This is a genomic window from Vibrio nitrifigilis (assembly GCF_015686695.1).
Taxonomy (GTDB): Bacteria; Pseudomonadota; Gammaproteobacteria; order Enterobacterales; family Vibrionaceae; genus Vibrio; species Vibrio nitrifigilis.
The window spans coordinates 813,057-835,888 of record NZ_JADPMR010000004.1 but is presented as its reverse complement, the minus strand read 5'-3'; the positions used below and the strand labels follow the sequence as shown (position 1 = coordinate 835,888).

22 protein-coding genes are annotated in these 22,832 nt (G+C 42.8%); 17 read left to right on the top strand and 5 right to left on the bottom strand.

The window, feature by feature from the left end; translation table 11 throughout:
* The first annotated feature begins 36 nt into the window (after nucleotides 1-36).
* Genes atpE through I1A42_RS20115 form a run of 7 tightly spaced genes read left to right on the top strand, consistent with a single transcriptional unit; the run spans nucleotide 37 to nucleotide 5,650 of the window.
* Nucleotides 37-273: a F0F1 ATP synthase subunit C gene (gene atpE / locus I1A42_RS20145; RefSeq protein ID WP_004730405.1), complete on the top strand. Its 237-nt coding sequence runs from the start codon at nucleotides 37-39 to the stop codon at nucleotides 271-273.
* Between the two features lie 44 nt (nucleotides 274-317).
* Nucleotides 318-788: a F0F1 ATP synthase subunit B gene (locus I1A42_RS20140; RefSeq protein ID WP_196124674.1), complete on the top strand. Its 471-nt coding sequence runs from the start codon at nucleotides 318-320 to the stop codon at nucleotides 786-788.
* A gap of 9 nt (nucleotides 789-797) precedes the next feature.
* On the top strand, nucleotides 798-1,340 hold the full coding sequence (locus tag I1A42_RS20135; protein WP_196124672.1) for a F0F1 ATP synthase subunit delta: 543 nt from the start codon (nucleotides 798-800) through the stop codon (nucleotides 1,338-1,340).
* Between the two features lie 12 nt (nucleotides 1,341-1,352).
* On the top strand, nucleotides 1,353-2,888 hold the full coding sequence (atpA, locus tag I1A42_RS20130; protein ID WP_196124671.1) for a F0F1 ATP synthase subunit alpha: 1,536 nt from the start codon (nucleotides 1,353-1,355) through the stop codon (nucleotides 2,886-2,888).
* Between the two features lie 30 nt (nucleotides 2,889-2,918).
* A complete protein-coding gene (gene atpG, locus I1A42_RS20125; RefSeq protein ID WP_161155463.1) occupies nucleotides 2,919-3,779 on the top strand; it encodes a F0F1 ATP synthase subunit gamma in 861 nt (286 codons plus the stop codon).
* 24 nt (nucleotides 3,780-3,803) lie between these two features.
* Nucleotides 3,804-5,189, top strand: coding sequence for a F0F1 ATP synthase subunit beta (atpD, locus tag I1A42_RS20120; RefSeq protein ID WP_196124670.1), 1,386 nt, complete (start codon nucleotides 3,804-3,806; stop codon nucleotides 5,187-5,189).
* A 14-nt stretch (nucleotides 5,190-5,203) separates the two neighbouring features.
* On the top strand, nucleotides 5,204-5,650 hold the full coding sequence (locus I1A42_RS20115; protein WP_161155467.1) for a F0F1 ATP synthase subunit epsilon: 447 nt from the start codon (nucleotides 5,204-5,206) through the stop codon (nucleotides 5,648-5,650).
* A 79-nt stretch (nucleotides 5,651-5,729) separates the two neighbouring features.
* Here I1A42_RS20115 and I1A42_RS20110 read toward each other — a convergent pair whose 3' ends face one another.
* The gene (locus I1A42_RS20110; RefSeq protein ID WP_196124669.1) at nucleotides 5,730-7,724 is read right to left on the bottom strand and encodes a methyl-accepting chemotaxis protein; all 1,995 of its coding nucleotides are present in this window, start codon (nucleotides 7,722-7,724) and stop codon (nucleotides 5,730-5,732) included.
* Nucleotides 7,725-8,098: 374 nt separating this feature from the next.
* Between I1A42_RS20110 and I1A42_RS20105 the strand changes: the two genes are divergently transcribed.
* Nucleotides 8,099-8,446, top strand: coding sequence for a HopJ type III effector protein (locus I1A42_RS20105; RefSeq protein WP_196124668.1), 348 nt, complete (start codon nucleotides 8,099-8,101; stop codon nucleotides 8,444-8,446).
* Nucleotides 8,447-8,767: 321 nt separating this feature from the next.
* Here the strand turns inward: I1A42_RS20105 and I1A42_RS20100 are convergent, their stop codons facing one another.
* Nucleotides 8,768-9,088, bottom strand: a complete 321-nt coding sequence (locus I1A42_RS20100) for a cysteine-rich CWC family protein (RefSeq protein ID WP_230389673.1) — start codon at nucleotides 9,086-9,088, stop codon at nucleotides 8,768-8,770.
* A gap of 171 nt (nucleotides 9,089-9,259) precedes the next feature.
* Here I1A42_RS20100 and I1A42_RS20095 point away from each other — a divergent pair, with 171 nt between their 5' ends.
* The 8 genes from I1A42_RS20095 (at nucleotide 9,260) to I1A42_RS20060 (ending at nucleotide 17,828) form a co-directional block, all read left to right on the top strand.
* The gene (locus I1A42_RS20095; protein ID WP_161155473.1) at nucleotides 9,260-9,526 is read left to right on the top strand and encodes a hypothetical protein; all 267 of its coding nucleotides are present in this window, start codon (nucleotides 9,260-9,262) and stop codon (nucleotides 9,524-9,526) included.
* Nucleotides 9,527-9,747: 221 nt separating this feature from the next.
* A complete protein-coding gene (locus tag I1A42_RS20090) occupies nucleotides 9,748-11,394 on the top strand; it encodes a methyl-accepting chemotaxis protein (protein WP_196124667.1) in 1,647 nt (548 codons plus the stop codon).
* 271 nt (nucleotides 11,395-11,665) lie between these two features.
* Nucleotides 11,666-12,448 carry a class II glutamine amidotransferase gene (locus I1A42_RS20085; protein WP_196124666.1) on the top strand — a complete coding sequence of 261 codons (783 nt, stop codon included), beginning with the start codon at nucleotides 11,666-11,668 and terminating at the stop codon, nucleotides 12,446-12,448.
* A 296-nt stretch (nucleotides 12,449-12,744) separates the two neighbouring features.
* Nucleotides 12,745-13,656: a siderophore ABC transporter substrate-binding protein gene (locus I1A42_RS20080; protein WP_196124665.1), complete on the top strand. Its 912-nt coding sequence runs from the start codon at nucleotides 12,745-12,747 to the stop codon at nucleotides 13,654-13,656.
* 63 nt (nucleotides 13,657-13,719) lie between these two features.
* Complete coding sequence (gene vctD / locus I1A42_RS20075) at nucleotides 13,720-14,658, top strand: iron chelate uptake ABC transporter permease subunit VctD (RefSeq protein ID WP_161155481.1); 939 nt, start codon at nucleotides 13,720-13,722, stop codon at nucleotides 14,656-14,658.
* Nucleotides 14,648-15,598: an iron chelate uptake ABC transporter permease subunit VctG gene (vctG, locus tag I1A42_RS20070; RefSeq protein WP_161155483.1), complete on the top strand. Its 951-nt coding sequence runs from the start codon at nucleotides 14,648-14,650 to the stop codon at nucleotides 15,596-15,598. Before vctD ends, vctG begins: the two co-directional genes overlap by 11 nt.
* Nucleotides 15,599-15,600: 2 nt before the next feature.
* A complete protein-coding gene (gene vctC / locus I1A42_RS20065) occupies nucleotides 15,601-16,359 on the top strand; it encodes an iron chelate ABC transporter ATP-binding protein VctC (RefSeq protein ID WP_161155485.1) in 759 nt (252 codons plus the stop codon).
* Between the two features lie 275 nt (nucleotides 16,360-16,634).
* Nucleotides 16,635-17,828, top strand: coding sequence for an acetate/propionate family kinase (locus tag I1A42_RS20060; protein WP_161155487.1), 1,194 nt, complete (start codon nucleotides 16,635-16,637; stop codon nucleotides 17,826-17,828).
* 144 nt (nucleotides 17,829-17,972) lie between these two features.
* Here I1A42_RS20060 and I1A42_RS20055 read toward each other — a convergent pair whose 3' ends face one another.
* Nucleotides 17,973-18,659 (bottom strand): DNA-3-methyladenine glycosylase I, encoded by a 687-nt coding sequence (locus I1A42_RS20055; protein WP_196124664.1) that lies wholly within the window; start codon nucleotides 18,657-18,659, stop codon nucleotides 17,973-17,975.
* A gap of 340 nt (nucleotides 18,660-18,999) precedes the next feature.
* Between I1A42_RS20055 and I1A42_RS20050 the strand changes: the two genes are divergently transcribed.
* Nucleotides 19,000-20,706 carry a methyl-accepting chemotaxis protein gene (locus I1A42_RS20050; protein ID WP_196124663.1) on the top strand — a complete coding sequence of 569 codons (1,707 nt, stop codon included), beginning with the start codon at nucleotides 19,000-19,002 and terminating at the stop codon, nucleotides 20,704-20,706.
* A gap of 77 nt (nucleotides 20,707-20,783) precedes the next feature.
* Here the strand turns inward: I1A42_RS20050 and I1A42_RS20045 are convergent, their stop codons facing one another.
* Both I1A42_RS20045 and I1A42_RS20040 read right to left on the bottom strand, forming a co-directional pair.
* A complete protein-coding gene (locus I1A42_RS20045) occupies nucleotides 20,784-21,539 on the bottom strand; it encodes an MBL fold metallo-hydrolase (RefSeq protein ID WP_196124662.1) in 756 nt (251 codons plus the stop codon).
* Nucleotides 21,540-21,739: 200 nt separating this feature from the next.
* Nucleotides 21,740-22,705 carry a transposase gene (locus tag I1A42_RS20040; protein ID WP_196124661.1) on the bottom strand — a complete coding sequence of 322 codons (966 nt, stop codon included), beginning with the start codon at nucleotides 22,703-22,705 and terminating at the stop codon, nucleotides 21,740-21,742.
* Between the last annotated feature and the right edge of the window lie 127 nt (nucleotides 22,706-22,832).

The window sequence follows — 22,832 nt, the reverse complement described above, 5'->3', positions numbered from 1 at the left end:
ACTTATTAAATCTTTGATTCAATTCTAGGAGTTGTTATGGATATCGTTAGCGCAGTTCTATATGTAGCCGGTGCACTACTGATTGGTCTAGGTGCAGCAGGGGCTGCATCTGGTATCGGTAACCTAGCGGGTAAATATCTTGAGGGTGTCGCGCGTCAACCTGATTTGACCCCAATGCTTCGTACCCAATTCTTTATCATGATGGGTCTTGTGGACGCGGTTCCTATGATCGGTGTTGGTATCGGTTTGTACATCATCTTCGCTGTAGCGTAATTCAAACTAACCGAAACTAATAACGTTATAGATGTGAGGGTGCTATGAACATTAATGCAACAATGCTTGGCCAAGTGATTTCCTTTGTGATTTTCGCATGGCTCTGCATGAAATACGTATGGCCACCACTCGTCAAACTGTTGGATGAACGCCGCGCAGAAATCGCTAAAGGTCTGGAACATGCAGACGATGCAGCGAAAGAGCTGGAGCTGGCAAAAGCTAACGGCGCTACTTTGGTTGCTGAAGCTCGTGATAAAGCTAAAACTCTCGTTGATCAAGGCAAACAACGCCAAGAGAAAATGATTGAAGAAGCAGTCGAGCTGGCCAATAAAGAAAAAGCCCGCATTATTGCAGAAGGGCAGGCGGAAATTGAAACAGAACGTAATCGCCTACGCCAAGAACTGCAAGCGGAAATGGCTGACATGGTAATCGAAAGTGCGAGTAAATTAATTAGCCGTAATCTCGATAGCGAAGCGAATCGTGACCTTGTTAATCGCTTCATCAAAGAGCTGTAGGGGGGGAGCATGTCTGAAGTGACAGAAATTGCTCAACCATATGCAAAAGCTGCCTTTGACTACGCAAAAGACAATGATGCGTTAGCTGATTGGCAGCAGATGCTTGAGGTCGTTGGGATGGTATTAGAACAACCTACCGTTGCCCAATTGATCGCCGAGTTGGATGGAGAAGGTTCAGAAGATCAAGTACTTCAACTGCTGTTACACGCAGGGGGAGAATGGTTTAACGAATACTTCCAAAACTTTCTCAAAATCATGGCTGAGAACAGACGTTTATCCGCGTTGACCGAAGTGATTGACCAATTCCGTGCATTACAAGCGGAGTTTGAGAAAACAATGAATGTCACAGTATGCGTGTCTGAGTTACTTGGTGAAGATCAATTGGCGCAGATTACCGAAGCATTAAGCAATAAATTCGGAAAAACCGTCGTGCTGGAACAACAAATTGATCCATCCCTAGTAGGTGGTGTGGTGATTAAAGCCGATCAAATGGTCTTTGATGGCAGCGTCATCTCTAACATCGGCCGCCTCTCGACCAACCTACATGCGTAATGGGGTAAAGAAATGCAATTAAATTCAAATGAAATTAGTGAATTAATCAGAGAGCGTATCGTTAACTTCGATCTTGCTACTGAAGCAAAAAACGAAGGTACAATCGTTTCTGTAAGTGACGGTATCATCACTATTCACGGTCTATCAGACGTGATGCAAGGTGAAATGATCGAACTCCCTGACAACCGCTTTGCACTGGCGCTAAACTTAGAACGCCACTCTGTTGGTGCCGTTGTTATGGGCCCTTATGCTGACCTTTGCGAAGGGGTGAAAGTGAAGGGTACTGGTCGTATCTTAGAAGTACCAGTGGGTAATGAATTGCTTGGCCGTGTGGTCAACACATTAGGTCAACCAATCGATGGTAAAGGTCCCATTAAAGCAAAACTGCACAAACCTGTTGAAGTGATTGCGCCTGGGGTTATCGACCGTCAATCGGTAGACCAACCAATTCAAACGGGTTATAAAGCCGTTGACGCGATGATTCCTATCGGTCGTGGGCAACGTGAATTGATTATCGGTGACCGTCAAACTGGTAAAACAGCCATGGCGATCGATGCGATCATTAACCAAAAATCATTGGGTGTTAAAAGTATCTATGTGGCGATTGGTCAAAAAGCATCAACCATCGCTAACGTGGTACGTAAACTGGAAGAGCATGGCGCGCTAGACAACACTATCGTTGTGGTTGCCTCTGCGTCTGAAGCAGCTGCGCTGCAATACCTAGCGCCATATTCTGGTTGTACCATGGGTGAATACTTCCGTGACCGTGGTGAAGACGCGTTAATCGTATACGATGACTTGTCAAAACAAGCCGTGGCTTATCGTCAAATTTCCTTGCTACTAAAACGCCCACCAGGTCGTGAAGCATTCCCTGGTGACGTATTCTACCTCCACTCTCGTTTACTAGAACGTGCTGCGCGAGTGAATGAAGGATACGTAGAACGCGTAACTAACGGTGAAGTGAAAGGCAAAACGGGTTCATTAACGGCGTTGCCAATCATCGAAACTCAAGCGGGTGACGTATCAGCGTTCGTACCAACTAACGTAATTTCGATTACTGATGGTCAGATCTTCCTACAAACTGAGTTGTTCAACTCTGGTCTACGTCCAGCGGTTGACCCAGGTATCTCAGTGTCTCGTGTAGGTGGTGCAGCACAAACCAAGATCATGAAAAAATTGTCAGGTGGTATCCGTACTGCATTGGCGCAATATCGTGAATTGGCAGCGTTCGCACAGTTCTCATCTGATTTGGACGAAGCGACTCGTCGTCAGCTAGACCATGGTGAAAAAGTGACTGAACTGATGAAACAGAAACAGTACTCACCAATGACTGTGGCTGATCAAGCAGTGGTTATCTTCTCAGCGGAAAAAGGTTTCTTAGACAGTATTGAGCTAGGCAATCTTGGTCAATTTGAAGAAGAGTTACTTTCTTACGCTCATCAAAATCAAGCGGAATTAATGGCTCATTTAAATGAGACTGGCGCTTATGGCGATGAAGAAGAAAAACAACTGTTTAGCTTATTGGAATCGTTCACTGCACTGCAATAACGGTAAAGCGTAATTAACTAGGAGGCCTTTATGGCAAATTCTAAAGAGATTCGCACCAAGATTGCTAGTGTTCAGAGTACCCAAAAAATCACCAGTGCGATGCAAATGGTTGCTGCCAGTAAAATGCGTAAAGTGCAGGAAAACATGGAAGCATCGCGCCCTTACGCGAAAAATATGCGTAAGGTAATCAACCACGTATCAAGCGGGACCTTGGAATATACTCATCCATTCCTGCAAGAGAGAGAAGTTAAGCGTGTTGCTTACGTAATTATCTCTTCTGATCGTGGTTTATGTGGTGGTCTTAACGCCAACCTCTTTAAGAGTGTGCTCACTGATATGAAACAGTGGCAGGAAAAAGGCGTTGAGGTGGATACCACGTTGATCGGTTCAAAAGCCATTAGCTTTTTCCGTTCAATAGGGAATGTGATTGCACAGACATCCGGTCTTGGTGATAAGCCAAAACTCGAAGATTTGCTCGGTACGGTCAACGCCATGCTTGAGCATTATTCCGAAGGTAAGATTGATCGTCTGTACTTAGTGTTCAACCAATTTGTCAATACCATGGTGCAAAAACCACGCGTACTGCAAATGTTGCCTTTCCCTAAAGAAGACACTGAACGCAATAAAGAAACTCGTTGGGACTACATCTACGAACAGTCTCCTCAAGACATACTCAACCATCTGATTCACCGTTACGTCGAATCACTGGTTTATCAGGGTGTGGTTGAGAGTATCGCTTGTGAACAAGCCGCGCGGATGATGGCAATGCAATCAGCGACTGACAACGCAAGTCAGTTGATTGATGACCTTGAACTGGCATTTAACAAAGCCCGTCAGGCAGCGATCACCAATGAGTTGACGGAAATTATTTCCGGTGCAGCAGCGGTTTAGAGAGAGAAATTTGAGGTTTTAATTATGAGTATTGGCAAAATCGTCAAAGTCATTGGCGCGGTTGTCGACGTTGAGTTCGAACAGAACCAAGGTCCGCGTGTTTATGATGCGCTGAAAGTGCTCGGTGGTGCTGACGCGTCATTGATGCTTGAAGTACAGCAACAGTTAGGCGGCGGTGTGGTACGTTGTATCGCAATGGGTACGTCTGATGGTCTAAAACGTGGCATTCAGTGCGAAACCACTGGTGGCCCAATTGAAGTACCTGTTGGTGAAGAAACCCTAGGTCGTATCATGAACGTATTGGGTAACCCAATCGATGAATGTGGTCCTATTGGTGAAAAACTGAAATACGGGATTCACCGTGAAGCACCTAGTTACGAAGAGCAATCTAACTCGACTGAGCTTTTAGAAACCGGTATCAAAGTTATCGATTTGATTTGTCCATTCGCTAAGGGTGGTAAAATCGGTCTGTTCGGTGGTGCGGGTGTTGGTAAAACCGTTAACATGATGGAACTTATCAACAACATCGCTAAAGCCCACTCTGGTTTGTCCGTGTTTACTGGTGTAGGGGAACGTACCCGTGAAGGTAACGACTTCTACTACGAAATGAAAGACGCTGGCGTACTGGACAAGGTTGCGATGGTTTACGGTCAGATGAACGAGCCACCGGGCAACCGTCTTCGTGTTGCGTTGACTGGTTTGACTATCGCTGAACGTTTCCGTGATGAAGGCCGTGATGTACTGCTGTTTGTCGATAACATCTATCGTTACACCTTGGCAGGGACAGAAGTATCTGCACTGCTAGGTCGTATGCCATCTGCGGTAGGTTACCAACCTACATTGGCAGAAGAAATGGGTGTGCTTCAAGAACGTATTACGTCAACTAAATCTGGTTCTATCACGTCTATTCAAGCGGTGTATGTTCCCGCCGATGACTTGACTGACCCATCACCAGCGACCACGTTTGCTCACTTGGATGCAACCATTGTATTGTCTCGTAACATTGCAGCACTTGGTTTGTACCCAGCGGTAGACCCATTGGATTCGACTTCTCGTCAATTGGACCCATTGGTTGTTGGTCAAGAACATTACGATGTTGCTCAACGTGTACAGATGACTCTGCAACGATACAAAGAGCTAAAAGACATCATCGCTATCTTGGGTATGGATGAACTTTCTGAAGAAGATAAACGTTTGGTGTCTCGTGCACGTAAAGTTGAGCGTTTTCTGACTCAGCCATACCACGTAGCAGAAGTGTTTACAGGTCAGCCTGGTGTATTCGTGTCATTGAAAGACACCATCTCAAGCTTCAAAGGTTTGTTAGATGGTCAATACGATGACATTCCAGAACAAGCGTTCTTGTACTGCGGTACGATTGACGAAGTGTTGGAAAAAGCGAAAACACTGTAATTATCGGAGGCATTATGGCTATAGGTGTAACGCAAAATACGTTTCAATTGAGCGTGGTTAGCGCGGAACGCACTTTGTATACCGGTCCGGCGCATGCGTTAGCTATTGCTGGTGCTGATGGTGAGTTAGGGATTCGTCCTGGACACTCACCACTGATCAGTAAAATTAAGCCTGGCGTGGCGCGTATTGCTGGTAAGTTGGATCAACCAGAAGAGATTTTGTACATCTCAGGTGGTTTGGTCGAAGTTCAGCCAGACAGCGTCACTGTGCTTGCAGATACCGCGCTTCACGGTACTGAAATTGATAAAGCACGTGCTGAAGCTGCCCGTAAGACTGCGGAAGAGAATATTCGTCAGTCTGGTGGTGACATGAGCTTCTCTCAAGCGCAAGTTGAACTGACCAAAGCATTAGCACAGCTACGCGCTGTAGAATTGGCGAGTCGGACACGCAAGAAACGTTAAGATCGTTAGTTTTACTTTTGCATGTAAAATCAAGGCACGCCATGGCGTGCCTTGTTGTTTTAAACCTTATGTCAGGCCATTACACATCAAACTGATTCAGCTGTTCTTTCACTTGTTTTACTTCCGAAGAGTAGTTGGTCACGATGTTATTCATATCTTGCGCAAGATTTCCGGTGTGCTCGGCGATACCAGATAGAGTATCAATGTCGCGGTTAACTTCTTCACTTGCTTTCGATTGCTCTATGGTGGCGTTAGCGATGCTGTTGATATGTGAATTCACAGAATCAATCACCGATTCGAGTTCATCAATACTGCCTTTTACAGTGTTGACTGAGTTGAACGTATCGTCGGTGGCAGCTCGACTTTTGGCCATATTTTCAACGGCCATTTCCGTGTTGTTGGTCATATTGCCCAGCAATTCACTAATGTGTTCGGTCGCTTCTTTACTGCGTTGAGCCAGATCACGAACCTCGGTAGAAACGACGGCAAATCCACGGCCATGTTCACCCGCTCGGGCGGCTTCGATAGCGGCATTCAGCGCCAGCAAATTGGTTTGTTCTGAAATACCATTGATGGTTTCGACAATTTTACCTACGCTATCTGCATCTTTTTCGAGCTCTTGCATACAGGCCTGAGTCTGTTCTATTTGCTCGACTAACGCTTCAACAGCTTTAAATGAGGAGACACTTTGAGTCTGGCAGGCACTGATTTTATCGTTCATTTCTTGAGTTTCTTCTAATGCGCGTTCAGAAGAGTGAGCGATTTCAGTACTGGATTGAGATAATTCGGTCATTGCAGCAGCGATATTGGTACATTTGGCGGTTGTATTAACACTACTATTACCGAGATCTTTGGCGCTTTGAACGATCTGTTTCAATCGATCGCTACTGTGGTTATTAGTACTTATGACGTTTTTCAACAGATCGCGGACGCTCAAAATCAGGGTGTTGATACTATTAGAAACCTGCGCTGTTTCATCTTTGCCATCACTTTGAAAGCTATGAGTGAGATTGCGATGTTGTGCCATATTGGCCAGTTCACTATTGAGTAACCCAATCCGCTGTTTTAAATCGCTAATAACAATGAACAATACAATTATTAATACCAGCCCACCAAGGATACTTGCCACAATTAGAAGCATCTCATAATGCGTTGCGGTATTGATTTTATCTTGCGTTAAAGATTGCATATCTTTTTGCAGGGTATTACGCACTTGGTTTATTTGTTTAATACGTTCCGTCGCTAAAGCAAACCATTCCGTTGCGGCAGGGCCTTGTAATGCATCGAGTGTATTTTTTTGGGTAAGATATTGATTTTGGATGTCGGAAACTTGCTTCCACGTGTTGCTTTGAATGACTTGCTCGAATTGAGCCAAGGCCGATGGGGGCATAGTTAACATCGCCTGCCGAGTTGCGTAATCAGCCGATTTGATGTAATCCATGACGGCAACATATTGCTCTATATTCGAAGATTTGCGGGCAAATGCGCCATTTAGAGCCCCACGCACTTGTCCTGCCCGCTCTTTAATTTCCATGATGGATAATAAAGACTTACCTAAGGTCGCGACGTCGACACTTTCAATTTTGCTGAGCAAAATACTCGCATTATTAATCGCAAGGCGGTTCAAATTAGAGTAATAGGCAAAAGGCGAGATCGTTGGCGACAGTGAATTGACTTGATTACGTACCTCGACCAATTTACCGAGCTCAGCCGACACGTCTTGTTGCAAGTTGTGGGCGAACTTGGGGGAAATGAAGGCCACATTAAATTGATTAAGAGTTTGAACTGCTTGATCGACTTTTTTTCGTTGATCTGCCAGTGCATCGACTTGTTCCTGCTTACCTTTGGAACCTAACATACCTGCGGTAAGGCCACGCTCGACCGCAAGGTTGTGTGCTAAGTTATCGTACACAATCATTAGGTTAACTGCTTCGTTGTCGTACTTTGTATGCTCAGCTGTTCGGTCAAACTGACGTATCTCAGAGACAGAAAGTGCGATACTAATCAAAATAGGTAAGCCTGCTAAGATAGTGACCAGTTGGTAAAGGGGAAATTGCCTAAAGAATTTTTTCATCCTGATACCTGACATTTATCGCAGAGGCTGTAAGTTCAGCAAAGAGAACGCGGCCCTGCGTTATCGTTTTAGTCCTTAATGTTTGCATTACGCTAACACTGTCTAAGCTTAATTGTAGACAAGGTTAAAAAAGAACCAAGTTGCACAAGGAAATAATCTTAAGTAATCAATTATGGGTGGACTTTTTTCGGTTAACTGTTTCAGTTATGGGATTTTTTAGGCAAGATAGGCGCTCTAAGCCATTTATACCCAAATGACCTCAAGATGCAGAGCTTCATCAACGAGCTTAGGTTAAGCTCAATCACGGCAGGAATAATGATCCCCTTGCCATGTTATTTGGGTCAATACAGAAGAGTTAACTCAATAAGGAATTTATGGATATCAAAACATTGCTCGAGCAAATCACCACTTCAGCGGATAAGATTCAATTTAAAGAGGTCATCGCTTCTATCGAATCTGCTTATGAGTTTACTCCAGTCGCTTTTACGAATGGCAATGTTGAAAATGCCGAGGGACAAAACCAAGGGTCGTGCAAAATTTTTGCCTTTGCCAAATTGCATGGATTAACTCCAGAACAGACGATTGCTTGCTTTGGTGAAATTTATCGTGATGAGGTGCTTGCGCAACCGACCGCCGATAACCATCAAAATATTCGTCAGTTTATTGCCAACGGTTGGGAAGGTGTGACGTTTGCAGGTGAAGCGTTAAGTCCAAAAAAATAACGGATTCGATATATACCCAAATGACCTCAAGATGCAGGATTCAGAGCTTCATCAACGAGCCTAGGTCAAGCTCAATCACGGCAGGAATGGTCATTCCCTTTTAACGTGATTGGGCGCAGAAATAGGTTTGTTGATGAGCTCCCGAAGGGCGAGTTTTATTCGCTCCTAGGCTGTGTTACTGATTTTCTACGTAGAATGACTATGTCTTCAAATCAGTGCCTTGCCTAAGAGCGAATACATTCTCGCTGAAACAGCATCTTGAGGTTACTTGGGTATAACACTTATGAAAGCCGCGAAGTTAACACTTTGCGGCTTTTTGCTTCAGGCGATTGGCTGTTTAGTCAGACAATCACGACATAAGCAGGATTCTGTTTCTAAGCCGAGCATAGGCTCACGTTCTTCTACTGAAAAACACCAGCAGGTGGACTTGCCTGCTGCGATATCACATTGCGCTGGTTTTCCACAAGAAGGGCAGGTGTGAGTAGAGATTTCCCCCGCCAATTCACTCATCAACTTAGCTCTTTCTCTCTCATCTAACTCTTTCCAGCTTACAATTTCCTCGATAGTGCGTTTGCATCCAGAGCATATACCACCAGTATTTTTACAAGCAGCAATGCAAGGGGTGGTGATGGGGTTCGTCATAATCGTCTCTTATTCTAATTTGTGGCTCTATGTGGCCGATTGTCTCAGTAACGTTAGCGCAGAGTATAACCAGCGTATTGGACTATGCGAAATTTTCTTTTTACCCTTGCTTCATTACGGGATTAACACTATTATTAATGCAAATGAGAATTAGTATCATGTAGGTGTTTTATGTTAGTGACAGCCATCGCCATCATATTTGTCATCAGTTTAGGGATTAAGCTGACTTTAAAAACAGAATGGATCGCGCTTTCAGCTCTATGTTTATTAGCGATATTTGCGTTAGAACCAGAGCAAGTACTCCCTGTCTTTGCCAGTATTTTTCTCTTGGCACCTTTTTTCGTGCATTTTAGACGATCTGATACAACGAAAGGTGTTTTCATGGGATTTATGGTGTGTATAAGTGTCATGACTTCGGTAGTGACTTATATGGTTTAAAGAGAATTGTTATAAATTTAATGAATTTAAATCAGTCACTTATTGGGTTGTTGTTCGATAAAAACCTTGAATTTTGTGATGTTAATTCAAGTTTGTAAGTTAGGAGAGGTGAAACGTTTTCTTTCGTTGTTGATATGTCTGTAGATGCTTATAATTGTCGCCCAATAAAATAATAATTTTATAAACGTAAGTTATCGTTTTCTAGGGCAAAAGGACTCTATATGCGTATCAATCGATTAACCCTACAGTCGCGGCTGATCATCGCGGTGGCTATTCCCTGCATTGCAGCGTTGTGTGTTGCAATAACCAGTCTTTACTCTATGTCTTTAATGCAACATCGCGCATCCGAATTGTATTTAAATACCGCCAACCCTATGCGCGCTGTCGCGGAAGCTGCATCTAGAATTCCGCGCATGAGGGTGGGAATCGATATGATGTTACTACAAGAAACGTCCTTAAAAGATGCCAAAGGTATATTAACTAGGGTGCAAGAGACGCGTAACGAAGATATACCGCAAATGAGCGATGCGATGAATAGAGTTGTTGAAGCGCAGGTCGATCCTTTATTGAAAAAGAAAGCTGAAAAAATTCGCCAACAATTTAATACAATGGTCAGTGATGATTTAACACCGCTGTTAGCTGCTTTCGAGCGGGGTGACATTGACCATGCCAAAGCCATCTATCGTGATCAATATGCCAAGCATTATAGCGCAATACGTCACGCTTCCGACATCTTGCTCAATGACTTATTAAAGCAGGCAGAACACCAAAATCGTTTAAGTTATGAAGAATATCAAAGCGGTAAAGTGATTGAGATAGCGCTTATTATCATCGGGTTAGTCATTTCTATCGTCACCGCGTGGGTTATTATCACTCACCTGCGACAACGGGTTGATATTATTAAATCCACCCTTATTGATGCCGCGCAAAACTTAGCGCTTAATCACCGAATCGATCTCGATGGACGTGATGAGTTGGCCGATATAGCACGCAGTTTTAATCAATTCATCGAAAAATTACACAGTACTATTGATCAAGTCGCGGCGCAGTCAAGAGAGCTGGGTGTGATGGCAAAAGATGTCGCAAAACGCTCTCATCAAACGCAAAGTAACTGCACTTCACAACGCGATCGTACCCTGCAGGTGGCAACCGCTATTAATGAGTTAGGTGCAACGGTCAGTGAAATTGCCAATAATGCTGCTCAAGCCGCAGATGTGGCAAAAGAAGCAACGGAACGTTCCGGTGAAGGGCAAAACGTGGTTGGCCAAGCGCGTGAACAAATTGGGTATTTATCGCATGAACTGACCGAAGCAAATAGTGTGGTGGATTCATTAGCGAAACAAGTCGCCGTGATTAGTACGACTCTCGAGACCATTCGTAGTATCTCTGAGCAAACCAACTTACTGGCGCTTAACGCTGCCATTGAAGCAGCACGAGCCGGTGAGCAGGGACGTGGTTTTGCTGTGGTTGCCGATGAAGTCCGCACCTTAGCAAGCCGTTCGGCTCAATCCACATCCGAAATTCAGCTAGTGATTGATTCGTTACAAAATGAATCTAAATTGGCGGTCAATGCGATGGATAATGGACAGCAGCAAAGTCAGAAAGTCGTAGATTTTGCGAATAGTGCCACAGAGGCGTTAGCCACAATCAATACCCATATTCATGACATTAGCGATCAAAATATCCAAGTTGCAACCGCAACAGAAGAACAGTCTACGGTGGTTGAAGATATTAATCGTAATGTCGAGGATATTAATCAACTGACTAACCAAACCGCAGAGTTTGCTTCACAACTCAATCAAGCGAGTGGAAATTTAGATCTGGTGTCTGGTGAGCTGGATCGGTTAGTTGCACAATTTAAGCTATAGAACAGAAACTTATATAAGTGATTTATATTGTTTGTGTAAGGACAATAAACTTTTGGTGATAATAGCCAAAATATCAAGCTTATTAGATGCTTACTGCTGATTAAAATGACAAAAACAGCATAGATAACTAACCATATCGAGTTCAGGGATGAACACTACTTAATGCCATATAACTAATAGTAATAATATATTAATAAATTTTATGTGAGATGTTGATACTCTGCGTTAAACGTGGTTTATTGATGCCAGTTGTAGTTGTTAGGAAGTAATTATGTGCCGTTGGCTTGCCTATCAAGGCGTCCCCATTTATCTCGATGAATTAGTTTACGAACCAGAGCATTCACTGGTTCACCAAAGTCTAGAAGCACGTAAAGCCGTGACACGCGTGAATGCTGATGGGGTTGGTTTGGGTTGGTATACGGATGGAAGAGAAACTCCGGGACAATTTCATGAAGTGTTACCCGCATGGAGTGATGATAACCTGAGATCGTTGACTCACCATATAAAGTCGCATCGGTTTATGGCCCATGTGCGTTCCTCTACTGGAACTCAAGTATCTCGTTCAAACTGCCATCCGTTCATTGATGATCAGTGGATGTTTCTGCACAATGGTCAAATTGGTCAATTTGAAAAAGTGAAGTGGGAGCTGGAAAAGCATTTACCAGAAGAGCTCTATATAAAGCGCAATGGCACAACAGATAGTGAATTGATCTTTTTATTGATGATCAAAAATGGTTTACGTGATGATCCTATTGCCGCAATCAATATAACCATCAGTGAAATTGAAGATGTTATTGCTGATAAAGGCGTGACTGAACCATTTCGCGCTTCAATGTGCATCTCTGATGGACAGAGTTTTTGGGTTGTGCGCTACAGCAGTGATGGCCATCCACCGACTGTATTCACTAAATGCTGTGAGAGAGGTATGGTGTTGGCGTCTGAGCCGCTTGAGAGCGGTCGTGCTTGGCATATCATGCAAGAACAAACCATTATCCATGTACAAGCGTGTGAATTAACCACTTACCCCATCACTTTGCTTAAATCCTGTGCTTAGCGCCTTACTCATGGGTTAACACTGCTTTTTTCTCGACATGATGCACTGCCCAAAAGCAGTGCATCTCTTTTTGTGTCCCAATTTGATGTTAAATTCAGGTTGAGTTTTGGCTAAATTAACGCCAGTTTGTTGTAAAAAACTGCAACTTTTCTGCCGAAAGACTTCTATCTAACCAATTGACTTAGCTAAGGCTTTGAATCCTATTGCGATGGGGGATTGGCAACGGTATAGTACCAGTCATAAATGAGAATAAGTATCAAAATCTATAGCATTTGAACAATGTAAGGAACCTTTTTATGAAAGCGTCGACGAGTGTTGCCATTTTAGGGCTTTTGGCTGCCTTTTCTTCCCAAGCAAGTACCGTTACCATTCAACACGAACTAGGGAAAACGACTCTAGAACAACAACCGAAACGAGTTGTGGTGATCGGAATAGGGGCGTTAGACGCCATCGATGCTTTCGGTATTAAACCTGTTGCCGTATCAAAAGTGGGTTTTATGCCCGACTTTTTAAAGAAATATCAAGGTGAGCAATATGGTTCGGCTGGATCACTGTTCGATCCAGATTTTGAAAAAATCTATTCTGAAAAACCCGATTTGATCATTATTGGTCCGCGAGCGGCCAAAGCGTACAAAGAATTATCAGACATCGCGCCTACTATCGTATTCGGTAACGTTGATACCACCGATTACTGGAAAAATACTCAACAACAATGGCGTAACTTAGGTAAAATTTTTGCTATTGAGCCTAAGGTCGATGCAAAAATTGCTCAATTAGATAAAGAATTCAAACAGATCAAAGCGTATAACCAAGCACACCATGAAGATGCCATGACGGTCTTGTCGACTGGCGGTAATGTGAGTACTTTTGGTGAAAAGTCACGGTTCTCTTCTGTCTATGAAGACTTTGGTTTTACGCCTACGGTGAAAGTGAAGCAGAGTAATCGTCACGGTGATTTGATCTCTTACGAATATATTCGTGAACACAACCCACAAACCCTATTTATTATTGACCGCGACAAACTGGTCAATAAAGGTAAAAGTCATACGCATGAATACTTTGAAAATGCACTCGTTAAAGAGACGGACGCATACAAACATCATCGTGTCACCTACTTAAATCTCAATGCTTGGTATTTGGGGGTTGCTGGTGTGCATGCGACTGAGCAGATGATTGCTGATATGCAGCAAGTGGTAAGTGTTAAATAACGATTTGTCATAGGCCCACTTCAATCGGTGGGCCTTGTTGTAATAGCTCGATAGAGGTTTTGTGTGAAAAAGCTATTATCCGCATTAATCTTGCTTAGTATCGCGTCTCTCTTCGTCGGCGTTGGTGACGTTTCCTTTTCTGCGCTCATGGCTGGTGATTCATTAGCATGGCAGCTTTTTGTGACGAGCCGTGTTCCGCGCTTAATCGCGATTTTGCTTTCTGGTGCAGGTTTAAGCATTGCAGGACTTATTATGCAGCAGGTCAGTCAAAACCGTTTTGCTGCGCCATCCACATCCGGCACGATTGAGTGTGCCATGCTGGGCTATGTGCTGAGTTTGGTGATATTTGGTGATGGTAACAACATCTGGCTGATCTTTTTGGTTTCAATGGCTGGCACGTTGGTCTTTGTTCAGTTTATCAATCGTATTCAATTTAAAAACGCCATTTTCGTACCATTAGTGGGTATCATTTTTGGTAATGTGGTCTCTTCAGCCGCAACATTCATTGCTTATAAATACGATGCGGTACAAAACCTGATGGGCTGGGGGGTAGCGAACTTTGCTAATTTGCTGCAGGGAGATTATGAGCTGCTCTATATCGCCATACCCATTGCGATTTTTAGCTATTTGTACGCCGCTCGAATCTCTGCTGTTGGTATGGGCAAAGATTTTGCGGTCAATTTGGGTTTGAATTATCAGCAAGTGTTGGTGATTGGCGTCTGTTTGGTGTCCATGATGTCGGCAACCGTGGTCATGATTGTGGGTCAATTGCCATTTTTGGGCTTGATCGTCCCTAACTTAGTGAGCAGTTTTTGTGGAGACAACTTGCGGCGTAATATTCCCATCAGCGCAGCCTGCGGTGCGTTACTAGTGCTAGCGTGTGATTTAGTGGGTCGAGTGATTATTTTCCCGTATGAAGTACCTATTTCAATGATTATTAGCATTCTAGGCGGTATTGCCTTTATTACCTTAATCCTGCGAGGTCAAAAGCATGCAGGATAGAACCAAGCTGGTTATATTAGTTGTTGTCTCGTTAGTATTTGCGGCACTGTTTATCTGTATCGGTCTAAATGCAGACAACTACCATTACTTTTTGTCACGTAGAGCGCCTAAGGTCATCGCCATGACTTTAGCCGGCATTGCGATTGCTCAGTCTTCGTTAACGTTCCAAACCATTACCAATAACCGGATTTTAACGCCGAGCATTATGGGGTTTGACTCCTTGTATATGCTGACCCAAGTATTGGTGGTAGTGCTATTTGGTGGAATGAGTTTTTACTCCGTCAACGCTTATGCGAATTTTACGATTGCCATGGTCGTTATGCTCGGCTTTTCATTTTTGTTGTTTGCTTTTTATTTTCGTGGTCAGCAGCGAAATTTGATGGTGTTATTATTGCTTGGTGTGATTCTCGGGGCTTTATTTGGCAATGTGGCTTCATTCTTGACAATGTTAATGGACCCTAACGATTTTGCTACCTTGCAGTCAAATATGTTTGCAAGTTTCAACAATATTAATGTCGACCTAGTGTATTTAACTGCACCATTATTAATTGTTGTCGCCTTTTTATTATTTCGAATGCATAGAACGCTCGATGTGTTTTGGCTTGATCAGGATAATGCTATTGGGCTAGGAGTCGATGTACGAAAAACAACCAGAAATGTATTGTTATTGAGTGCCATTTTAATTTCGATATCGACAGCGCTGGTTGGGCCAATTATGTTTTTCGGTTTATTGGTTACCAATTTAACGCGTGAATGGTTTAATACTTTCCGCCACCGTACGTTATTATTCGCCTGTTCAGCCATGTCGGTATGTGCGTTATTGTCCGGTCAATGGGTGGTAGAAAAAGTATTTAATTTTGGCACAACAATCAGTGTTGTCATTAATTTCATTGGTGGCGTCTACTTTTTAACGCTACTGATTCGTAACAAAGTGGTTTAAGCATGATTCAATTACAGAAACTCACAAAATTATTTGGCCAACATACTGTTGTTGATAAGGCGAGTGCTGAGTTTGAAAAGGGCAAAGTGACGTCGATTATTGGCCCCAATGGGGCTGGTAAAAGTACATTGTTATCCATGGCGAGTCGCTTAATTGCTCGCGATGAAGGTGATGTATGGATTGATAGTAAGCCATTAGTTGATTGGGATACGAAAGAACTCGCTAAGCGTCTCTCTGTTTTGCGTCAGGCAAACACGATTACCATGCGTTTTACTATCCGCGAATTAGTCTCTTTTGGCCGTTTCCCTCATTCACAAGGTAAACTGACGGCAGAAGATGAAAAAGTCATCGACCAGTCTATCGAATATTTAGGCATCAAAGATATTGAACATAAATACTTAGATGAATTGAGCGGTGGTCAACGACAAATGGCTTTTATTGCGATGGTAATGGCCCAAGATACCGATTATATTTTTTTAGATGAGCCACTTAATAACTTAGATATTAAACACTCTTTGAAGATCATGGCGACAATTCGAAAACTTGCACATGAGTGGAATAAATCTGTGGTTATTGTTATTCACGATATTAATTTTGCTTCTTGTTATTCCGATTCGATTATCGCATTAAAGCGCGGAAAAGTGGTGGCAAATGGTGCGGTCAATGAGGTGATTCAAGAATCGGTGTTAAGCGATATTTATGAAACGCCATTTAAAGTCATTGAGCAGGATGGTAAAAGGATGTGTTTATATTACACATGATGAATGAATCCCATTCAATTTAATTATTTACTCACACAATAATTCACCACGATTTAACCATCGTGGTGAATTTTTTATGTGTGTGGTTGATTAATGAATGTTTAAATTTGGGCCGAGAAAAAATTCATTTCTTGTCAGAGATCAAGAAAAAAACAAATGAATTGCAGAAAAAATTAAAACAAAGTTGAAAGATTCAAAAATTATTGAATAATGGGGACTACAAAACGGAGAAGCGCTTAGCTTCAAAACCATACTCAGATACAGGATATAGCACCATGTCGAATTCTTACGTGTTGGTCATCAACTCTGGTAGCTCTTCGCTAAAATTTGCTGTCATTGATCCAGAAAGCGGTGATGCAGTCGTTAGTGGCCTCGGTGAATGCTTCGGTTTGCCAGAAGCAAACATTAGCTGGAAATACCAAGGCGAGAAAACAAAAGAAGAGATCCCAGCTGGTGGCGATCATCATCAGTATGCGTTTGAACGTATTGTTAAATTGCTAGATTCTATTGGTTTGAGTGAACAGTTCGTTGCTGTTGGTCACCGTGTTGTTGCTGGTGGCGAAGCGTTTAAAGGCACTGTTCGTGTTGATGAAGAAGTGGTAGCAGAAATTGAGCGTCTTGCTGAGCTTGCTCCTCTTCATAACAAAGCCAATGCAGCGGGTATTCGCGCAGCAATGGAAGTGTTCCCATCACTCCCTCAGTTCGCTATTTTCGATACAGCTTTCCACCAAACAATGCCTGCGAAAGCATACATGTATGCAGTTCCTCACGAAGTGTATGACGAATACAAAGTTCGTCGTTACGGCGCACATGGTACTAGCCACTATTTTGTAAGTCGTGAAGCGGCAAAAGTGTTAGATAAACCAGCGACAGAGTGCAATATCATTACTGTTCACTTAGGTAATGGTGCATCCATCACTGCGGTTAAAAACGGTGAAAGTGTTGATACCAGCATGGGCTTAACTCCGCTTGCTGGCCTTGCTATGGGTACTCGCTGTGGTGATTTAGATCCAAGTGTTATTGAATTCTTAATGCGTAAAGGTTGGGATCAAGAAAAAGTCTTTACCACGTTAAATAAAAAATCTGGCTTGTTAGGTATTTCTGGTACAACAAGCGACATGCGCGGCATTTTAGAAGCGTGTGAAGCAGGCGACGAAGCAGCGCAACTTGCTTTTGACGTATTTACATACCGTGTAGCGAAATACATTGGTTCTTACCTAGTTTCAATTGGTGATTTAGACGCGATTGTCTTCACTGGTGGTATCGGTGAAAACTCATTACCTGTACGTCACGCTGTTCTTGAATACTTAAAAGTATTTGGCTTTGTTGAAGATCAAAAAGGTAATGAAGATGCTCGCTTTGGTGCTTCAGGTCAAATTGCTGCGTCTGAAATGCTTGGTGCGATTGCATTAGTGATTCCAACTAATGAAGAGTTAGTCATTGCTCAAGATTGTGTAAATTTACTGTAATTGCTCCACAACGGCAGTAAAACTTAATCCCTTCCTCTACCCCGATTGAGAAAGGGATTTTCCTCTCAGCCCAAATCCTCAGTGATTTGGGCTTTTTTCGTCGTTCATTTGATGGCAACATCAAACAGTGCATGTTCGATGAGCTTAAACACGGTTATCACCGGTTGAATAAGCAATGATTTGGCTGATTTCGGTAAAGCTACGGCCAGATTCTTCATGCCATTGGTTAAAGGCATCGTTAGTGGCGTACAGAGTGCGTTTGGTGTCTTTACCACCATCAATGACCTTTGTGGCTCTCAGATAGGCTTCTATATCGTGGGTCAGTAGAAATGTGTCTACTCCTAATTGCCGTAATGCATACGGCCCAGTATTACCACCGAGGCGCTTACCGTGTTTTTTCAGATGCAACCAAAGGTCGACAATGCGCTCTTGTGGAAACTGGGCAACCCATTTCCCAAATGATCCGTGATCCAAACGAATGTCAAAAATCATCTGAGCATTCGCTGGGATGGTCATGACTTTAGGCAAGTAGCGAATAATACCTGGATTTTGTGCTTTTTCTTCCCAAGCTTCATCGGGTTGCATTAGCAGAGGCTCTAAACGGAACTGGAAAAACAGTTGTTCAAAATTAGGCCACTTATCGGCAACAACTTTCCATTGGATACCACTTTGAAATACTTTCATAGTAAAAGCGGCTAACCAGCGGTTATCAGGAATTTGAGCAATTTGTTCTTTAGTCAGTGGGTGACGTAATAAGGATTCTAATGCGCTTTGGCTACCTTTACGTTCGCAGGCACGTTGATAGATAGAATCAAATTTTTCAATGGTCATAGAATAACGTCTTAATGCGATGGACAGGTCGTTATCTTATCAAATTTGACGCTCTAACGTTGCCGCTATCTATTCGTCTTCAATCACTTACCGTCAGGAATGACGCATGCCTTAAGCGGCAAATCTCGCGATTGAAGAAAATTTTCTTTTATCACTGAAAAAAGAGATGTGCGTCGAATAATGTTTTTATGCAATTCACTATTGCTGATGGCAAAGAAATGTTACTCAGAGTAGATAAATGAATGAACGAACGGCAGATATATCCATTAGAGGTAGGGGATTTATATGCAATTTGCCTATGATTAGCTCAGAAATTAACGGCTATTCTAAGGATTGATACATGCAGTGGTATAGAAATTTGTCTATCACCAAGAAGCTTCTTGGGTTAGTGATAATATTGTTGGCCTTGGTCGCTGCTACATCTGCTTATGCCATTTATAAAATGAGCCGTGTCGCCACAGAAATTGATGCCATAGCGAAAGAAAATATCCCTTTAGTGAAGTTGGCTAGTGATATCACGGTCAAACAGCTTCAGGGAGCTATTATGCTCGAGAAGATCCTTAGAATCAGTGATATTAAATCACAAGACACCACGTCTCAGATGAAGAAATATAGCCAACAAATAAAACAAAATGCGCTCTATTTCGATGAAAAAGTGATGGTTGCCAAACAGCTGTTGGAGCAGTCCATCTCCCATGCTTTCACACAAAATATTCGCGATAGGCTAATTCAGTTAGACAAAGAACTCGATGTGATCATCAAACATCATAAAGAGTATGAGATTTCGATGTTTTCCATGCTTGATATCTTGAGTGACGGTGAAAAACATGGCGAGTTAGCTGATAGCGCTGCAAATTTAGAAACCAAACAAGACCAGCTCGATCATGAATTGGAACAGTTTTTACTGCGTTTAGAAAGGGCGACAGAAGCCGCTGTGATCGTGACTGAAAATGAAGAGCATGAAGCGTTAACCAATATGGTTATCATTTCTAGTTGCTCAGCCATTTTTGGGTTATTGGTAGGGATTATCGTTAGCCGTGCGATTGTGAAAGGTGTTACAAGCGCAAAAGAAGTCGCTGAAGAGATGGCAAAAGGCAATTTTGACCAGCATATAACGGTTGATAGCAAGGATGAAGTGGGGCAATTGCTTACTAGTATGAATCACGTATGTCATGCCTTAAGCCGTATAGTGAGTGAAGTCGTCAGTCGTGCTGATAATATCGCAGCAACGGTGGTGGAGTTGGCCGAAGTAGCAGAAATAAATCGTCAGGCAATGAGTCAGCAACAGCAAAATACTGAGATGGTAGCTGCTGCGATGACACAAATGTCGACGACCATCACCGAAGTTGCGAGCAATGCAGAGGGGGCAGCTGCATCGACGGATAGAGTCAACAGCAGTGCTCAACATGGCTGTGAAACCGCAGAAACGACGCAGGCACTCTCTAACAAATTGATTGAACAAGGCCGGTTGTGCCAAGACATTATTGGCGTCTTGCAAGGTAGTACCGAAAAAATTCAGAATTTTATTCAGGAAGTCGATGGAATCTCTGAGCAAACCAATTTATTGGCATTAAACGCGTCAATCGAAGCCGCTCGCGCGGGAGAACAAGGCCGTGGTTTTGCTGTGGTGGCTGATGAAGTACGCAACTTAGCATCCAGAAGCCAAAAAGCGACACAAGAAATTTCAGATCTGGTCAATAAATTGGTTGGAAATACCCAAAATGCGGCAGCGATTATTGCTGGTAGCGATGATGTGATAATGCAAACGTCGACGAAGATTGAAGAGACGAAAGCCGAATTTATTGTGATTGCCTCTGCGATTGCAGAGTTGTCTGAGGCGAATTTACAAGTAGCCGCTGCCAGTGAAGAGCAATCGGTTACGTCTAACGAAATCAGTATGAATTTAGAAGGTATTCGTGAATCGGGCGGTAATGTGTTGCTGAGTACACAAGAAACCGCTCAAGCCAGTGAAGATTTATCGGTTCAAGCCAATTCATTGAAAGAATTAGTGGCCAAATTTAAAGTAAAAAAAGAATTGGTTTATTAATTAAAACAAAAAGTTAAGTATTTAAAATTAATTTCACGAAGGATCGTTTTACATTGTAAATCGATCCTTATTTGATCTCACAGTTGCGGCAATAATGGCTGTGACAAATTGATCGTCCAACCGTCTCTACTCACTGCTAAATGGCGATGTTGAGAAACTTCGCGACGAATCGCATCCAAATGTTCATCCCAACAGTGGTAAACAACGAGGACAGGCACCGTTAATTGTTCACATAAACGAACACATTGTGGAAGATCACCATGAGAATCGCCTTCTGGCAGCGCATCAAAACAAGCGCATTCTTGGAATGCAATATCTACATTTTTCATCAGTAACTGACTTTCTTTCGTTGGACGACCATCACCACTATAAAAGAGGGAATTAGTCCCGTTATCAATCCTTAATGCTCGATTCGAGACTTCATGTTGAGTGAAGGCTGTTTTTATATTCCACTCGTCCCATATAAATTGGTCTTCTATTGACTGCCAGTGCAGAGTAAATGGTAGGTTGCTGCCGGGCCAACTTGCTAGTTTTACCAAGGATTCAAGTGCTTGCTGCTGTTTGGATTGACAAAATATCGTGAGCGGCTTAGTGCGTTTAAATGCTTTCCAGTTGCCTAGCAAAGCTGGCAACCCAGCACAATGATCGGGATGGATATGGGTAAAATAAATAACATCGATGTCATTGATATTCATATCTCGTTGCCAGATTGCACAAGGAATGGTTGGGCCACAATCAATAAGCCAAGTCGTATTAAGGTCTTGCACTAAAATTGCCGAGGTATTCGATTCTTTAGCAAATGCACTTCCGCATCCCAACACATCAATAATCATTCAACTCTCCTTTACAGGGACAGGCACTTTAAAACCCAATCATAACGGGGACAGACATGGTTATTCCACCTAAATTTACCATCTCTATGCATAAGGCAGGCGACACAACGTTTGCTGTAGTGGCTTGAGTAACTAATTATTCAATTCAGATAACTAATATTGATATTTAAGAAAACGACTTGGTTGATAAATGGGGGTAATTAAAAATTAACGGTTTGTAATCGCTGCCGGGGTATAAGGTGCTTGGTCTTTTCTATCGTTTGTCTGGAACCTACCCATAATCGGCCGCGCTGTTCGAGGTTGGCGCATGTCGTGATAAAGTCAGGCATAGCAATCGACAATCGAGCCAAAATAGGTGGTTGTTTGACGTCAATTTCACCGCGAGCGGTTAAATGATGGTTGTGCCTTCCATACCAGTCTATCCATTCAAGATAATCAATGAAGTTAAAAGGTAGATAATAACCACGCTGTGATGAATTGGCATTACGACGAAATGGGGCAAGACCAGTAGGTGTTTTGGCATTCAATCTTAAGGAATTAATACGCTTTTTAATCGATGTATGATTGGAGGTTTCTGGAGTGTGTGCGATGTTAGCGCGAATGGGGTTCAGATCTACGTAGGTCATTGCAGCAAGCAGTGCCTGCTCATCCAACAAAGCTTGAGATTTATAGCGACCTTCCCAAAAATGTCCAGTGCATTGATCTTCTTTGTTCGCTTGAAGTGCGATAGCCATATTGAGCTCTCGCATCATCCAGCTTAAAGAATATAGCCTTTCGCGCCAGACATGAATTTGCTTTTGACACCTTTCTTTGATTTGTGGATCTTCAATGTTTTGGTCTCTATAACGTATCATGATTTCATCGAGTGAATGCTGGATTGACCAGCGCTGAATGACCTCTTCCTCACTTAAATTCAATGCCTTATCGCGATTAATGTGCACAACTAAATGGTAGTGATTACTCATCACGGCATAGGCGCAAATATCAATACAATAGATTTGAGCCAGTTTCAAAATACGAGATTCTAACCATTGGCGTCGATGCTCGTAAGAACGACCCGAAACCGCATCAATGCCACAGAGAAAAGAGCGTCTAACACAGCGAGATACACAGTGATAATAAGGTGTTATTGATAAATCCACTTGCTGTCGTCTGGCGATAGTCATAGTGCGCTCTCAGGAGAGGGAAGTGCCATCATGTTAAAGGGATTTGTGGAAAATAACGAGTAATTGGATGCATTGCTGCGATTCAATTCAAAATTAACGGTGCCTGTCCCTGTAATTGAAATGCCCT

Bases quoted from the DNA above. Each gene is read 5' to 3' on its own strand.
- I1A42_RS20095 (WP_161155473.1), top strand. From the start codon at position 9,260: ATGTTAGTGACAGCCATCGCCATCATATTTGTCATCAGTTTAGGGATT.
- atpA (WP_196124671.1), top strand. From the start codon at position 1,353: ATGCAATTAAATTCAAATGAAATTAGTGAATTAATCAGAGAGCGTATC.
- I1A42_RS20045 (WP_196124662.1), bottom strand. From the start codon at position 21,539: ATGATTATTGATGTGTTGGGATGCGGAAGTGCATTTGCTAAAGAATCG.
- vctG (WP_161155483.1), top strand. From the start codon at position 14,648: ATGCAGGATAGAACCAAGCTGGTTATATTAGTTGTTGTCTCGTTAGTA.
- I1A42_RS20080 (WP_196124665.1), top strand. From the start codon at position 12,745: ATGAAAGCGTCGACGAGTGTTGCCATTTTAGGGCTTTTGGCTGCCTTT.
- I1A42_RS20055 (WP_196124664.1), bottom strand. From the start codon at position 18,659: ATGACCATTGAAAAATTTGATTCTATCTATCAACGTGCCTGCGAACGT.
- I1A42_RS20050 (WP_196124663.1), top strand. From the start codon at position 19,000: ATGCAGTGGTATAGAAATTTGTCTATCACCAAGAAGCTTCTTGGGTTA.
- I1A42_RS20135 (WP_196124672.1), top strand. From the start codon at position 798: ATGTCTGAAGTGACAGAAATTGCTCAACCATATGCAAAAGCTGCCTTT.
- atpD (WP_196124670.1), top strand. From the start codon at position 3,804: ATGAGTATTGGCAAAATCGTCAAAGTCATTGGCGCGGTTGTCGACGTT.
- I1A42_RS20060 (WP_161155487.1), top strand. From the start codon at position 16,635: ATGTCGAATTCTTACGTGTTGGTCATCAACTCTGGTAGCTCTTCGCTA.
- I1A42_RS20105 (WP_196124668.1), top strand. From the start codon at position 8,099: ATGGATATCAAAACATTGCTCGAGCAAATCACCACTTCAGCGGATAAG.
- I1A42_RS20110 (WP_196124669.1), bottom strand. From the start codon at position 7,724: ATGAAAAAATTCTTTAGGCAATTTCCCCTTTACCAACTGGTCACTATC.
- I1A42_RS20140 (WP_196124674.1), top strand. From the start codon at position 318: ATGAACATTAATGCAACAATGCTTGGCCAAGTGATTTCCTTTGTGATT.
- I1A42_RS20085 (WP_196124666.1), top strand. From the start codon at position 11,666: ATGTGCCGTTGGCTTGCCTATCAAGGCGTCCCCATTTATCTCGATGAA.
- I1A42_RS20115 (WP_161155467.1), top strand. From the start codon at position 5,204: ATGGCTATAGGTGTAACGCAAAATACGTTTCAATTGAGCGTGGTTAGC.
- atpE (WP_004730405.1), top strand. From the start codon at position 37: ATGGATATCGTTAGCGCAGTTCTATATGTAGCCGGTGCACTACTGATT.
- I1A42_RS20040 (WP_196124661.1), bottom strand. From the start codon at position 22,705: ATGACTATCGCCAGACGACAGCAAGTGGATTTATCAATAACACCTTAT.
- vctC (WP_161155485.1), top strand. From the start codon at position 15,601: ATGATTCAATTACAGAAACTCACAAAATTATTTGGCCAACATACTGTT.
- I1A42_RS20090 (WP_196124667.1), top strand. From the start codon at position 9,748: ATGCGTATCAATCGATTAACCCTACAGTCGCGGCTGATCATCGCGGTG.
- I1A42_RS20100 (WP_230389673.1), bottom strand. From the start codon at position 9,088: ATGACGAACCCCATCACCACCCCTTGCATTGCTGCTTGTAAAAATACT.
- atpG (WP_161155463.1), top strand. From the start codon at position 2,919: ATGGCAAATTCTAAAGAGATTCGCACCAAGATTGCTAGTGTTCAGAGT.